Below are 12,766 nucleotides of genomic sequence, written 5' to 3'. Positions count from 1 at the left end.
TCGATTTATCCCTTGACGAAGTCGGGGGATAAATCAGGACATGTCGGATAAATCCGTGGATTTATCCGTCTTGTCAAAATTAACACCAAATTCCAGAAACCCACTAATTACTTCTATACAAGAAAGCTCCATAATTAGGATTGGGGTGATTATATGTATATTTCTCCTATGTTGCTTCATAAATCGGATGAAGCTTTTTCTAATGCTAATTTTTTAACTGAATTAAAACTTGATGGCATCAGATTGACCCTTTCTAAATTTGATGGAAAGGTGAATTTATATACAAGGCACAAAAACAATGTAAGCTCGAAATTCAAAGAGCTGCATAATATCGATATTCCTTCCGGAACGATTCTCGATGGTGAAATCATTGTAACGGATCACAAAGGCAGACCCGATTGGGAACTAATGATGGAACGGTTTCAATCGTCAAAATCATTGCATGCCATTCAATATTGCGTGTTTGATATTTTATATTAGGGGTAGCGTCAGGAAAGTGCGGATTTACAACGTTAAGGAAATCAAAATATAAAAAGTCTAATTTCTCGGTGTTATAAGTGAAAAATTAGGCTTTAGTTACTTCATTAAAGCGCCTGATTGTTGAAGACTAAAGTTTATATTCACCAAGAAAATTGATGTGCTCTTATCCTAACAAATTTTATTTAGGACTTACATGTATGCCTTCACTCTCTCGCCAATCTGCGTAAAGTATACGCTTTACATTATCATATCCATTGGTAGTTAATTGGTTATCTAACCACTGTTGATCAAATCCGAGTTCATGTAAATTATCCCATAAAATTTCCCCATCTATAATTAACGATGTTGGGAGGTCTACTGGACTTTCTGGAAGATTGAGATCTTGCTTGTCTGGTTTTTGATACTTGGATTTTAATAATAAACTTATTTGCCCATTAGCTTCCAATATACCGTATTTGACTTCGCGAACTGAAAAGACATTATTTTGACGGAGTATACTCAATACTTGATTTACATCCAATTTGTTCTTTGTAAGTAACTTTCTGTCCATAACACCATCTCGAATGATGATGTTAGGATTGCCTAATAAGAGAGAACGTGTCGATTTATTTTTTAGAGTCATAAACTCTATTCCCAACATAAGAAACGTCCACAATCCGATGGCATATAAAAAATGAAAAATCCCTACCTTATCTTCATAAATGGTATTTCCTAAAAAATCTCCAAGTACTAACACAAAAACTAAGTGAAACGGGGTTAACTGATAGATGGATGTTCTGCCTGTTATGATAATGATAAAAAATAAAGTTGCAAAACCAACGATGACTTTGATAGTCAGTAAACCAATATTAACTTCTTCCAAAGTTTTTTCCTCCAATATAAATTTTACTTAGTTGTAAGATCAATTTTCTTCTTATTACACAAAGATTATTCATACTAATTCAAGGGATGCGATTCATGTTTTGGATGGTTTGTTACACCATGAGACGGATCTAAATATAGTAGAGCATTATACAGACACAGCTGGTTATCAATACCTTTTTGTAAAAAAATTAAAATTATTATGTGTTCTTTCATTGTAGACATGTACTTAACGAAAGATTTAAAAATGACTAACGATTTAAAGTCGTTAGCCATTATCTTTCACAATCGCGCTCGATTGTGGAAGATTTTAAAAAATAATAAAGCTTCAAAATTAATCTTTAGTTATTACTAACGCTTCCTTTACTTTTGAGAGCCAAATTTATTCTCTATTTCCTTGAAGTCTTTGCTATCAATATCTGGTGGTTCTTTATCATTTTCTCTTAATGTCCAATTAAAAAATCCAGAAATCAATGCAAATATGAGTGAACCTTGCGAAGCAATCTCAATATTCACCATAAATGTATCGAGTAACTCCATTAACACAAAAGTGAGACCTGTATTCAAAATAAATGACAACCAGCCGTTGCTTGATTGAATAATACCAACAGATCTCAAAGCTTTTGGTATCGCATTTGTAATGAGTGAGAGAGGTATTTCAAGGAATACATACATAACAAAGAAAAATACTAAAGCACTGATTGAATTATATTGTAATCCGAGTAACCTTAAAAATATGTATTCAAAAAAGGTAATACCAAACAAAATTATTAGTACGATAGATGTACAGATAACTATTGTTTTAATTTTATTTATCTTAAACGACTCCTTCCTAAATTTGCCCGTTAATTTAAGTACAACGCTTCACAACCTCTCTTAAATTTTATCATTATATTCAATTTTCTTTAAAGCTATTGTTCCAGAAAATGGCCCGATTGCTGAATACAACTTATCTTTTAACGGCATTGTCATATTACACAGAAAATCAAACAGGGAGGGAAAATCGTAGATCTTAAATTCCCTCATAAATCTTCCCAAATTTAATTTTCATTTGTTCTTTAATTTCTTTATTTTCCTTCTCTAAATCTTTGATTCTCTTCCGTAAGGAAGAAATAATTACATCTTTAGATGCGTCACTCATATTTCTTTTAGCTTGTTTTATTGAAGGGAGACCTTCTTGTTGATTGCGAAGTGTTTCGATTCGTTCTCGGAGTTCTGTATTTCTGTATAGAAATGCTTTTGAAACCCCTGATTCTGCAGAAACAGAGTTAAAATTGATTTTTATTTGTTTTTTTATCATCTTTTTGATCGCTTCTTCAACTTTTTGAATGGTCTTTTCCGTTTTTAACTTTGCATGTTTTATAATACCTTCGGTATTTGGGTTTTCATTAGACATTTTGCATCACCTTCTCACGTTCATCTCCAACATACTCACGCCTGGTTTTATCTAAACCAAAGATACCACCAGTATGTAGTAAACCATTTGCTAATTCTTTATATCTTTTTAATTTGGGCTCAATTAACTCAACGGAACGTAACCTTCCGGATTTTTTGTATACTCCAATATCAGCTTCCATTTTAGATATCTGTTCTTGGTAATAGTCGAGAAACGTCTTGTCAACGTGAAAACTTCGGCAGTTGTTTTTAATACAGGGTGGTTCTAATGTCTGTTCAAGAAAATCACAATGAAGTTTAGGGCTTTTTACACAAAACCCATGATCTAAACGAATGGAGTCCATGTTATGACGTATCCATTCCAGTTCAACTCCGTTTTCTTCAGCCTGTTGAGCTAAATTAGCGACAATAACTTCTCCATGTGTATCTAGTCTTACTGCGCCAATATCGCGAGCCTTTTCCCATTCATCACGGAGTGTTTGATCATGAATTTGGGCATAGACTAACGTCATTTCAGGACTGGCATGAGCCATCAGTTTTTGAACATGAAGAATATTCATTCCGTTATTAATCAAATTAACACCGTAACGGTGTCGGAACGCATGATTTTTAAACCAATAAATTTCTCCATCTTTGTCCTTAATATTACATCTGTTAGCTAGTTTATTAAGGTTCAACTTAATGGAATCTTGCGATATGGGATTACCCATCCTTTTCCCTTTAAGTGTTGGAAACAAATATTTCTTAGGGTTCGTGTCCAAAGTTGATCTCTTTTTTGTAAGTTCTTGCTGCGCTAGGACCACATTTGCAATTTCCTCTGAAATAGGAACTTTATGATTTTTATAACTTACTTTTCTTTGATCTCCGATAATCCACCAGCCATCTTCTTGATTTACTAAGCAGTCAATTTTAAGTGATAAAACGTCACTTATTCGAAAACCTGTAGCTTCCATTAGAAGAATTATAGGTATATGATCTGAGGAAAGTTGGTTAATATGGTAAATTAACTGTTCCCATACTTCATCCGGGATATATTTAATTTCATCAGCTTTTGCTCTTTTCTTTTTAGGGATATCTTCAATTGACAATAGTGAAATTACTGACTTTGTCGGAGCTTCTTCCCATTCGAATTTCTGTATGTATGAGATAAACGTTTTAAGGTCTATTAAAAAACGATTTACATAATTGTGATCTGGATTAATTAAATATTTTCCCTTTTTAATAGTGGAATGTCGCAAGTATTCAATGTACTCCTCAATATCCATTCTGGATAGCTGGTTTAATTCTTTCCACTCAGGATGTTTACCCTTCAAAAAGGTGAAGAAAAACGAAAGTCTATTTAAATAACATATTGCTGTAGAAAAGCTAATGGATTGCTGAACAACTAGGCGAGTCTTTATATATTTTTTAAATAATTGTCTATAAGGTTGTGGAACCTTCGAAAAGTCTAATGAATATCTACTAATTGTATTGTTATAATTAATATTCAATTTTCGTACATCCCAACAATCCTTGTCTGTTTCATCACGTTCATCATAAAGCTGATAATAAAATTCATAAACTTGAAGAAAGAGTCTAATATACAAAGATGGTTGAACTGTTGGTGACAACCATGGTGATGACTTTTTCCGGTGTACAATTTCAACTGATTTTCCATTCTCTACAAGAAATGTTCGATATTCTGTTAGAAACTTTTCCTTCTGTATATCAATAATAGAATCTAAATTGGCATAGTATCGAGAGATGAATTCTGTAAAAATTTTAAGACATGGAGAATAATGCATGAAAGCATAGGTAATCGAAATCCTTGTCTCCTTTAATCCCTTATAAAAATAGTATTTTAATTCATTTTTCAATCTAAGATTGTGTACCTTATCAAAAATCAATTTTCTATTCCAATCATAATGTTTATCCAGGATGGGACATTCTTGTACATTCCATACATCATTTGCCCAATATCCATGTAATGGTTCATTTATCTGTTCCAGATGGTGGGGAAGGGGTTTTATTTTCAATGTACTCTGTGTCATTATTTATCTCTTCTTCCTATTTTTTTGTTTGATTGAGCTTGTTCCCAGCTTCCACGTATGGTTTCATCGGATGCATGGATATAAGTCTGTATCGTTGTTTGAACGTGTGCATGCCCTAATAATCTCTGTATGATGGCAATATCTACTCCTGCTTCATGTAACTCTGTGGCATATGTATGCCGAAGCATATGAGGGGTAAAATCTATTCCTGTTTTTTTCTTCATCCGTTTAATTAAAGAACGTACAGAACCATCAGTCATTGGTTTACCACGATTTGGTCCAGTTAAGGTGATAAACACATAATTGCTATCAATTTCGTAAGAATGAAAGTCTATTAGATAATCTTGAAAGAGATTCATAGTCTCAATAGATACATAGACTTTTCGTTTTTCTCCATCGGATGTTTTGGATCTCCTAACCGAAATAGCATTTTTACCAATATCAAAATCCTCTACCCACAGAGAAAGGGCCTCTCCAATACGTAATCCACCTTCATATAAAATACGGAACAATAATTCATCCCGTATATTGCTGCAAGCATTATGAATTACTTGTAATTGGTTTTTATTTAACGTTTTAACTGTACGCTTTGGCTCCTTAACTTTTAAAATGTTTTTATCATAAGAATTCCCTTTTGTAATGTGATGGAGGAAGGGTTTAAACGTCCTAAAACGCCCTGGGGCCTGCTTTTTTAATTGATTATTTACATTTCCCACGTAATCCTCATTACGAGTCAAATAGTCATAGAATCCTATGACACAAGTTATGATGGTATTGACTGTTCTTTCTGATCGTTTAGCTAAGGTTTCTTCAAAGTAAATGACTTTTGTAGATTGATCGGGAATTCTCAGCCAACCGATGAATTGAGCCAAGATATCAAGGTTCACTTCTTGATATCTTAACCGACTTTCCTCTAGGAATTGAAAATAAAGCTTTAGATGGTAACAGTATGACTTTAGTGTATTTTCAGCTTTTCCAATGTTATCTAAATACTTTATATACTTTGCAACCGGTATGACCGGATAGCCTCTCTTATCAATTAACAGATATCTTTTCTTCTCTTGAATGAGAACTTCTTGTACTTTCAACATTCCACCCCCTAATTCGTAAGATACTATATATTCATAAATTTAATAGTACAAATAATAATTCTTTAATGAAATATAAAAGAAGTAGTTACTATCGCAAGATACGTTAATAACTACTTCTAATACTAGTACAATTAAAGCCGGTTACACAGACCAAATATTTGGGCTGACTCATTTATTAGGATTTAAATTTGCTCCAAGAATAAGAGATTTATCGGACTCAAAATTATTTACAATTGATAAAGCGAGTGAGTATCCAAAATTAGAAGCCATTTTACGTGGACAAATAAATACAAAGGTCATTAAAGAAAATTATGAAGATGTTTTGCGATTAGCTCATTCTATAAGGGAAGGAACAGTTTCAGCATCCCTTATTATGGGGAAACTAGGTTCCTATTCAAGACAAAACAGCTTAGCTACCGCCTTACGTGAGATAGGCCGAATAGAAAAAACGATCTTTATTTTGAATTATATATCGGATGAATCATTAAGAAGAAAAATACAACGAGGATTGAATAAAGGAGAAGCCATGAATGGATTGGCAAGGGCTATTTTCTTTGGAAAACAAGGTGAGCTTAGGGAACGAACCATACAGCATCAATTGCAAAGGGCCAGTGCCTTAAACATAATTATCAATGCCATCAGTATCTGGAATACTTTACATCTAACAAAGGCAGTTGAATATCAAAAACGGTCAGGTAGTTTTAATGAAGAATTATTGCACCATATGTCACCTCTAGGTTGGGAACATATTAATTTACTTGGAGAATACCATTTTAATTCGGAGAAAATGGTCTCGTTAGATTCTTTAAGACCATTGAAACTTTCTTAACGTTGTTAAAACTGGGGGAATCGTCTTGAAAATGGGCTTAGCGTTGTAAATTCGCATTTTCCTGACGCTACCCCTATTATAAGAACGAAAACATGATGAATAAGCCTTTAATTGAACGAAAAATGCTACTGGAAAGCATTCTTCCTACAGACAATCGAATTGCTTATGTGCAGCATATAGAAGGCCACGGCAGTCAATACTTTGATTTGATCAAGGAACAAGGTCTTGAAGGGATCGTTTTAAAGAAAGCTGATTCAAAGTATCGTCCTGGTACTCGCTCTGATCAATGGCTGAAAGTTATCAACTATCAGTATGAAAACATATTGATCACTGGATTGCGCAAAAAAGAATTTGGTGTGCTACTCTCTTTTGAAGATGGATCACCTGCTGGCTTAATGGAATTTATGAAACCAGCAGACCGAAAAAAACTATATGCGGAATATAAAAAACATATCCGGACAGAAACGGATGATTTTATTTATTTGGATCCAAATTTAAAAGGGGTTGTAAAATATCGCAACCTAACCAAAAAGGGCTATCTACGTATCCCATCATTCGAGAAATGGATGGCACAATAAAAGCGCTGAAGGGCATCTTCAGCGCTCTTTTATTGATTGAAAACATAGGAAAAAACATAGCTTTCAAGATGCGCGTAAACCACGGCGAAAATGAAAACACAACTTGCAAAAGTCTATTCCTTATTTTTATCTTTTAAGACTTCTTCCCATATTTCATTAATTTTGGTCGTATGAAATTTTCGGATGATTGTTGACATAGATATAGCCGATTTCTCTTTTACCTGACTATAGGAAACGCGGCCATATTTACGGTAAATTCCTAACAATTCTCTTTTGCAATCATCTTTCGTAATAACAGGGGTTGCACGCTTTGTTTTCACCTTAAATTCACAAGCTTTTCGTAACTGGCCGATGGTTCCGAAATGCTGTCTATAAATCTCATATGTATACGCCGTACTTTTTTTCAATTCCTCGATGGTAGCTGGTTGTCCGAATTCCGCACTAATTTTTTTATACTCATCTATTAATTCCTGATCACTCACATCATCAGCAACATGTTCCCTAATTTTTGAAGCACCACACGCTTTTATGATTTCTGCCCACGACATTTCAAGATGATTGGTTAAAACTCTTGGAGCCGGAAACTGCTTCTTATTGCGTTTTTCTCGGTATACTTCCTTTTTAAAGCTTCCTAAACGCTCAAATTCGACTTCCAATACCTTTAATAGTTCTTCTTTAGGCAAAAGCACTCGTGCCGGTTTCAAGCCGATATGTGCGACTATATCACGCCAACTCATATCTAACCGCCGACAGATAGCACTACTTGATAACTGGCCGGGATTCTTTAATAAATCATAATCCTCTCGACTTGTTGAACCAATCTGTTCCAACTGCAATTTTAGCGCTTTAAGGGTTAGTTCATTTTTTATATCGATCTTCTCGATTATCTCACCCCATCTAACACCTAAACGCCGACAAATAGTGCTGCTTGATACATGACCTTGTGATTTCCATAGATCATAATCAGCCTTTTTGGTTGAGCCAATCCGGATCAATTCTGTTTTCAGTTCTGAAAGTATTTCCTTGTTGGTTTCCATGCAATCACTCCATTGTTCGGCTTACAGAAAAATACTGCATGTTGGCTGCGAAAAATAGTTCGTCTTTTGAGCCTTTATGCAGCATTTGGATCCAAAACATTGTTTGGATTAATTTTTATAGGTTTTTAGCATTTCTTCTTTCTTTTCTTTGATGGAATCCTTTAACGCTTCCCCTTCAGTTTGCAGGGTTTCTTTTAATTCAGTATAGTTACCTTCGGCATAATCCTTTAAAATGTTATAACGTTGTTCTATAAGACTGTCAACTTCTTGTCGAACTTCACTATCGATCTGCTCTTTTTCTTGCAAATAATAGGCAGTTTCGGAAAGTCTGGTCTTTTCATCATAGATAAGATTAGTAAACTCTGATTTTTCCTCAAATAACTCTTTTGATTTTTTAGATTGTTCATCCCAAACTTCGTTCCAATTCTTATTACCCCAATCCCACCATTCATTCCAAAGACGTTGTCGTTCATCTTCCCATAACTTTTTAAAATCCTCTGCTGTATCTACTGTTTCAAATTCTCCTCCACCAGCTTCAGCAACCGATATTAATTGCTGTTGACCCGCGCTATCTACGTCGAACCCAATAATATTCACTTTGGCCTGAATATTAGAATCATGAAGCTCTTTGGCTGCCTTTGCCGGATCACCGTCACATGTTTCAATACCATCACTCACAACATAAATAATGTTTTGCCCTGGCTTATTCGCTTTTTCAAAATCAGCTTTTGTTTCAGAAATGGCTTTAGCAATTGGTGTCCAACCTGTCGGCTGGAACTTCCCTAATGACGTTTTAAATTCGGATTCATTATAAGGCTTTAAATCATAGACTACTTCTGTACTATCACAAGAAAGCTTTTTATCGCTGTCGCTATTACTACCCTTTTGTCCATAGACCCTTAACGAAACATTTGACCCTTCAGGCATCGAAGCAACAAACTGATTAACAGCTTCTTTAGCAAGGTCCATTTTTGTTTTACCGCCGATCTTTTGAGCCATACTACCACTTGCATCTAACAGGATGGCAATATTAGCACTTAGTCCTAATTCTCCGTTTTCATTTAGCTTCATGCCCCCAGGCATTTCACTTAGTGTTGTTTCAATACTTGGATTAAATTCTTCATAATATTCATAGGAAGGACTATAATTCTCTCCTTCGCTTATTAAACTTAACAGTGTTTCATATATTTGAAAGCTGTCTTTATCCTGAAAGGATGTTTCATCTAATGCTCTATGTACAACAGCTTCATTAAAGGCATTACCTGAATATTCACCTGCTTTCTCTTCGATAATTTCTTCTATACTTCCAGCGATTTTTACCTCATCCTCTTTTTCTTTTCCAGCAGTATTTTCATCTTCCTTTGCTTTTCCGGACTCCTCACTTTTTTCTTTGTCAGTCATCGCTTGATTCTTTGCCCCACAAGCAGCTAAAGTAAAGAGCAAAAGCAAACTAAACATAGAAAAAAGGAATAATTTTTTCTTACTCATTGTCTCCCCCACACTCCTACAAAACATAATTCGATGAAATTTCTTTTACCAATAAATCTGCTCCTTTGGGACTTAAAACCAATTTACCATTAGCAAAATGCTTATTCTCTTTTGTAACCTCTCCGGTTATGGAACAAGCCATATTCGGACTATATTTCTTCAAAATAATTTTATCCTCATCTACAAAAATTTCAATCGCATCTTTTATACCAATTTCTAACGTTCTCCGTAGCTCAATCGGTACCACAATTCTTCCTAACTCATCAACATTACGGACAATACCTGTACTTTTCATTGAATAAAAACCCTCCATTTTCACTTTGCTATTTTACAAATACGATCACGATAAATACACGCATAGCACTTTTGTTTTTGCGGTTTAACCTTCATTTGTTTACCAGTTTCAGCATCTTCCATTTGACGAATCGTACGCTTTAATTCCCTTTTTAAAAACCAATTCCACGGAACATAAAAAGAACGATTTTTATAGGATACATAACCACCTTTTACTTTCCCAAAATGGTTTTCTGCGATTTTCATATAAGCTGCTAACTGCATACGATCACCGGCATAAGGCGACTGTTGATTGTTCGGAATGAATTTCGACTTTACTTCAATAACGGTAACAAATCTGCGGTTTTTTAAAATCTGATCCGGCTTACCTTCTATTCTAAATTCCTCATCTTTTAACGTCTGTGCGCCGTTAATATCCTCATAAACTATGAAATTTCCCCCTTTCCGAAACACATATAAGAAACCTAATACACTCGCCGTCACAATTATAAAATATAAAGTAATATCCATAGGATCACCCAAGCTAATAAGACATAAAAGGCAATTTTAACAAGACTGGTAGACTTTCTCCTGCCTTGGTAAACAGGTTTATTATAAAAGTCCTTATGATGCTCATTACCTCTTTGAAAACGGGTTTTCAGTGTTCGATAGTCCTCACTTGTCAGGAAAATTTTTCGCTGTTTTTTCAACTTTTCTAAACGCCAACTTTCAGTACAAAATGTAAATTGGTTGATCTCACTAGGTTTAAAATACCTTCGTTTTTCCTGTTCCATACTCCCCCTCCTAAACTAAAGCTATAGAAAAAGGAAGCTCAAGCTTCCCTTTAGGCTATAACAATAGGTTAAATTCGCTTCACTCGGCCATTGAAGGTTTCTTTCCAGTAGCCTTTTGTCATATCAGCAATTGCAACACCTGTACTGGATTGAGCTCCTATGAACTTACCATTTCCTACATAGATGCCTACATGTCCATCTCTTTTGTAAGTATTAAAGAATACAACGTCACCTGGCTTCATTTCACTTGGAGAAACCGGTTTTCCTAAATGTTTCAAAGTTTCAGTGCTGGTTGAAGTTAAAGGGCCTAAATCCACCCCTACCTCTTTAAAAGCCCAATGCACAAAACTTGAACAGTCGAAACGTCCTCTGGCTATGTCACTTTGATTTCTTCCTCCACCAAACACATAAACCGAATTCCCAATCCATTTGTTACCTACATCTACTACAGCTATACCTGTACTTCCGCCACTGCCTCCGCCAACTGCAACATAACCTTTTACATATTGATCCGCAAAACCGAGAACTTCTTCCACATACCAATCGGCATGATTATAAGCGAATACAGCTCTTCTTAAATCACCTTCAGCTGCACCATTCGCTTTCAGATAATTAGCTGCAGAATGGATCGCATCCTCTATATCCCACGGATCAGCTTTTCCATCACCGTTTGCATCTACACCATATCCACCATACTTTTTAATCATGGCCGGATCGGTCAAAACCTTGTTCGGAATACTGGCATTACCTAACCGATTTCCGCCCGGATAGGACCAGCCAATCCACGTTAAAGGCATGAACTGGAGGTGCCCTGCTGCTCCAACCGGGGACACCATTACTTCCAACGTAGAAAATCGGGTTTCTACCCTATGGTGTGCGGCAAGCAAATTCCACGGCACACCATATTTTTCTTGAGCAGCTTTATAGATTGGTATATATTGAGACGGAATTTCATTTGCCCCAAACTCTGAAATATCTCCTCCGTAATACCCCGTACCGGGCTGCATTTCTTCTTCTCCCCCGGTTGAAGATAGAATAACGAAAGCTAATATGATAAGCCCACCTATTATGACGATTCCAGCAGCTGCAATACCTAAAATGACAGGAAGTCCAACCGTAGAACCGGTAGCTGCGGCAGCCTTTGTAGCTGCTGCTTTCACGGCTTTTTTGGCTACCTTTTTAGTCGCGGCCTTTCCAGCTGCACCAGCAGCACTCTTTAATGCAGAACTGCCATTGGTTTCATGGCTGTTAGGATCATTAATTTGGGACATTCACTCTCACATCCTCTACTTTCCATTCGCCATCTACATCACGCATCCCGACTAAGTACCAATCTTCTGTTTGTGAAGCTTTTCCATCAACCGACTTTGCTTCCCCTCTTACAATGACATTCCAGCGAACAACCATGCTGCTCTTATTAACGACTGGCGTCACATCCGTTTCTTTTACGGTCAAATATGATCGTTCAAGTACTTCTCTTCTGCCATTTCGACTCATTTTTTCATATAAAGAATCTGTCATATAAGGTTTGGCATTTTCTAAGTAATCCATTGGTTTATCTGCATTGTAACTGTGAAAAGATGTAACAAACTGGACTGCAATTTTCTTAGTAGCTTCAAGCTCTTCTTCAGAAAACTTTTCTGTCTGATCATACTCATTAGACTGTTCCCTTTCTGGTTCCGAATTTGAATCAGATGTAGAAGAATCTGCGGTTGAAGAAGATTCTTCTACTCTTACAAGTTTTTTCTCCCTAGCTTCAGCTGCATCTTCATTTAAGCTACGAAAAATAGTTGAAGCAGCAAAACCAACTACCAGAAAAAGGACTAAAAGAAAAAGAAACAATTTAATTCGATCACTTTTACTATTTTGAAAATCCCATCCGAACATATAATTTCTCCTCCTGTTTTCTC

General features: G+C 35.6%; 12 protein-coding genes and 4 pseudogenes. 4 read left to right on the top strand and 12 right to left on the bottom strand.

All coding sequences use genetic code 11. The features are described 5' to 3' along the window. Window positions 1-153: 153 nt before the first annotated feature. Window positions 154-477: pseudogene (locus CYJ36_RS22680) on the top strand (ATP-dependent DNA ligase); the annotation flags it as partial. Between the two features lie 181 nt (window positions 478-658). On the opposite strand, the gene CYJ36_RS22675 reads toward CYJ36_RS22680, so the two are convergent. Next, complete coding sequence (locus CYJ36_RS22675; RefSeq protein WP_097159208.1) at window positions 659-1,342, bottom strand: DUF421 domain-containing protein; 684 nt, start codon at window positions 1,340-1,342, stop codon at window positions 659-661. 37 nt (window positions 1,343-1,379) lie between these two features. Here CYJ36_RS22675 and CYJ36_RS24955 point away from each other — a divergent pair. After that, window positions 1,380-1,511 (top strand): annotated as a pseudogene (locus tag CYJ36_RS24955) (Tn3 family transposase); the annotation flags it as partial. Between the two features lie 193 nt (window positions 1,512-1,704). Here CYJ36_RS24955 and CYJ36_RS22665 read toward each other — a convergent pair. The 4 genes from CYJ36_RS22665 to CYJ36_RS22650 form a co-directional block, all read right to left on the bottom strand. Continuing rightward, a complete protein-coding gene (locus tag CYJ36_RS22665) occupies window positions 1,705-2,139 on the bottom strand; it encodes a YrvL family regulatory protein (RefSeq protein WP_223254552.1) in 435 nt (144 codons plus the stop codon). A 214-nt stretch (window positions 2,140-2,353) separates the two neighbouring features. Continuing rightward, window positions 2,354-2,737, bottom strand: coding sequence for a DUF6262 family protein (locus tag CYJ36_RS22660; RefSeq protein WP_061794293.1), 384 nt, complete (start codon window positions 2,735-2,737; stop codon window positions 2,354-2,356). Then, window positions 2,730-4,766 (bottom strand): tyrosine-type recombinase/integrase, encoded by a 2,037-nt coding sequence (locus tag CYJ36_RS22655; RefSeq protein ID WP_061794292.1) that lies wholly within the window; start codon window positions 4,764-4,766, stop codon window positions 2,730-2,732. Before CYJ36_RS22655 ends, CYJ36_RS22660 begins: the two co-directional genes overlap by 8 nt. After that, on the bottom strand, window positions 4,766-5,857 hold the full coding sequence (locus tag CYJ36_RS22650) for a tyrosine-type recombinase/integrase (RefSeq protein WP_061794291.1): 1,092 nt from the start codon (window positions 5,855-5,857) through the stop codon (window positions 4,766-4,768). The genes CYJ36_RS22655 and CYJ36_RS22650 overlap by 1 nt, the downstream gene beginning before the upstream one ends. Window positions 5,858-5,954: 97 nt before the next feature. Here CYJ36_RS22650 and CYJ36_RS22645 point away from each other — a divergent pair. Together CYJ36_RS22645 and CYJ36_RS22640 are read left to right on the top strand one after the other, a co-directional pair. Beyond that, a pseudogene (locus CYJ36_RS22645) lies at window positions 5,955-6,686 on the top strand (Tn3 family transposase); the annotation flags it as partial. Window positions 6,687-6,772: 86 nt separating this feature from the next. Further along, a pseudogene (locus tag CYJ36_RS22640) lies at window positions 6,773-7,264 on the top strand (ATP-dependent DNA ligase); the annotation flags it as partial. Between the two features lie 113 nt (window positions 7,265-7,377). On the opposite strand, the gene CYJ36_RS22635 reads toward CYJ36_RS22640, so the two are convergent. The 7 genes from CYJ36_RS22635 to CYJ36_RS22605 form a co-directional block, all read right to left on the bottom strand. After that, window positions 7,378-8,301: a homing endonuclease associated repeat-containing protein gene (locus tag CYJ36_RS22635; protein WP_070874436.1), complete on the bottom strand. Its 924-nt coding sequence runs from the start codon at window positions 8,299-8,301 to the stop codon at window positions 7,378-7,380. A gap of 108 nt (window positions 8,302-8,409) precedes the next feature. Continuing rightward, complete coding sequence (locus CYJ36_RS22630; protein WP_070874437.1) at window positions 8,410-9,789, bottom strand: VWA domain-containing protein; 1,380 nt, start codon at window positions 9,787-9,789, stop codon at window positions 8,410-8,412. 16 nt (window positions 9,790-9,805) lie between these two features. Next, window positions 9,806-10,084 carry an AbrB/MazE/SpoVT family DNA-binding domain-containing protein gene (locus CYJ36_RS22625; RefSeq protein ID WP_070874438.1) on the bottom strand — a complete coding sequence of 93 codons (279 nt, stop codon included), beginning with the start codon at window positions 10,082-10,084 and terminating at the stop codon, window positions 9,806-9,808. A 20-nt stretch (window positions 10,085-10,104) separates the two neighbouring features. Continuing rightward, window positions 10,105-10,593 (bottom strand): CRISPR-associated protein Cas4, encoded by a 489-nt coding sequence (locus CYJ36_RS22620; RefSeq protein WP_070874439.1) that lies wholly within the window; start codon window positions 10,591-10,593, stop codon window positions 10,105-10,107. Next, a complete protein-coding gene (locus CYJ36_RS22615; RefSeq protein ID WP_070874440.1) occupies window positions 10,569-10,856 on the bottom strand; it encodes a hypothetical protein in 288 nt (95 codons plus the stop codon). The genes CYJ36_RS22620 and CYJ36_RS22615 overlap by 25 nt, the downstream gene beginning before the upstream one ends. A gap of 68 nt (window positions 10,857-10,924) precedes the next feature. Then, window positions 10,925-12,127 carry a C40 family peptidase gene (locus CYJ36_RS22610; protein WP_083328038.1) on the bottom strand — a complete coding sequence of 401 codons (1,203 nt, stop codon included), beginning with the start codon at window positions 12,125-12,127 and terminating at the stop codon, window positions 10,925-10,927. Continuing rightward, the gene (locus CYJ36_RS22605; protein WP_070874441.1) at window positions 12,114-12,743 is read right to left on the bottom strand and encodes a hypothetical protein; all 630 of its coding nucleotides are present in this window, start codon (window positions 12,741-12,743) and stop codon (window positions 12,114-12,116) included. Before CYJ36_RS22605 ends, CYJ36_RS22610 begins: the two co-directional genes overlap by 14 nt. Window positions 12,744-12,766 lie beyond the last annotated feature (23 nt).

The organism is Bacillus sp. UMB0893 (assembly GCF_002858905.1).
In the GTDB taxonomy this organism is placed as follows: Bacteria; Bacillota; Bacilli; order Bacillales; family Bacillaceae; genus Bacillus_P.
Note: the sequence above shows the minus strand (reverse complement) of the source record. Positions and strands in the feature narration are given on the sequence as shown.

What these genes read in the sequence shown, in the direction of transcription:
- CYJ36_RS22620 (WP_070874439.1), bottom strand. Translation starts at nt 10,593, where the DNA reads ATGGATATTACTTTATATTTTATAATTGTGACGGCGAGTGTATTAGGT.
- CYJ36_RS22625 (WP_070874438.1), bottom strand. Translation starts at nt 10,084, where the DNA reads ATGAAAAGTACAGGTATTGTCCGTAATGTTGATGAGTTAGGAAGAATT.
- CYJ36_RS22655 (WP_061794292.1), bottom strand. Translation starts at nt 4,766, where the DNA reads ATGACACAGAGTACATTGAAAATAAAACCCCTTCCCCACCATCTGGAA.
- CYJ36_RS22630 (WP_070874437.1), bottom strand. Translation starts at nt 9,789, where the DNA reads ATGAGTAAGAAAAAATTATTCCTTTTTTCTATGTTTAGTTTGCTTTTG.
- CYJ36_RS22615 (WP_070874440.1), bottom strand. Translation starts at nt 10,856, where the DNA reads ATGGAACAGGAAAAACGAAGGTATTTTAAACCTAGTGAGATCAACCAA.
- CYJ36_RS22650 (WP_061794291.1), bottom strand. Translation starts at nt 5,857, where the DNA reads ATGTTGAAAGTACAAGAAGTTCTCATTCAAGAGAAGAAAAGATATCTG.
- CYJ36_RS22610 (WP_083328038.1), bottom strand. Translation starts at nt 12,127, where the DNA reads ATGTCCCAAATTAATGATCCTAACAGCCATGAAACCAATGGCAGTTCT.
- CYJ36_RS22605 (WP_070874441.1), bottom strand. Translation starts at nt 12,743, where the DNA reads ATGTTCGGATGGGATTTTCAAAATAGTAAAAGTGATCGAATTAAATTG.
- CYJ36_RS22660 (WP_061794293.1), bottom strand. Translation starts at nt 2,737, where the DNA reads ATGTCTAATGAAAACCCAAATACCGAAGGTATTATAAAACATGCAAAG.
- CYJ36_RS22635 (WP_070874436.1), bottom strand. Translation starts at nt 8,301, where the DNA reads ATGGAAACCAACAAGGAAATACTTTCAGAACTGAAAACAGAATTGATC.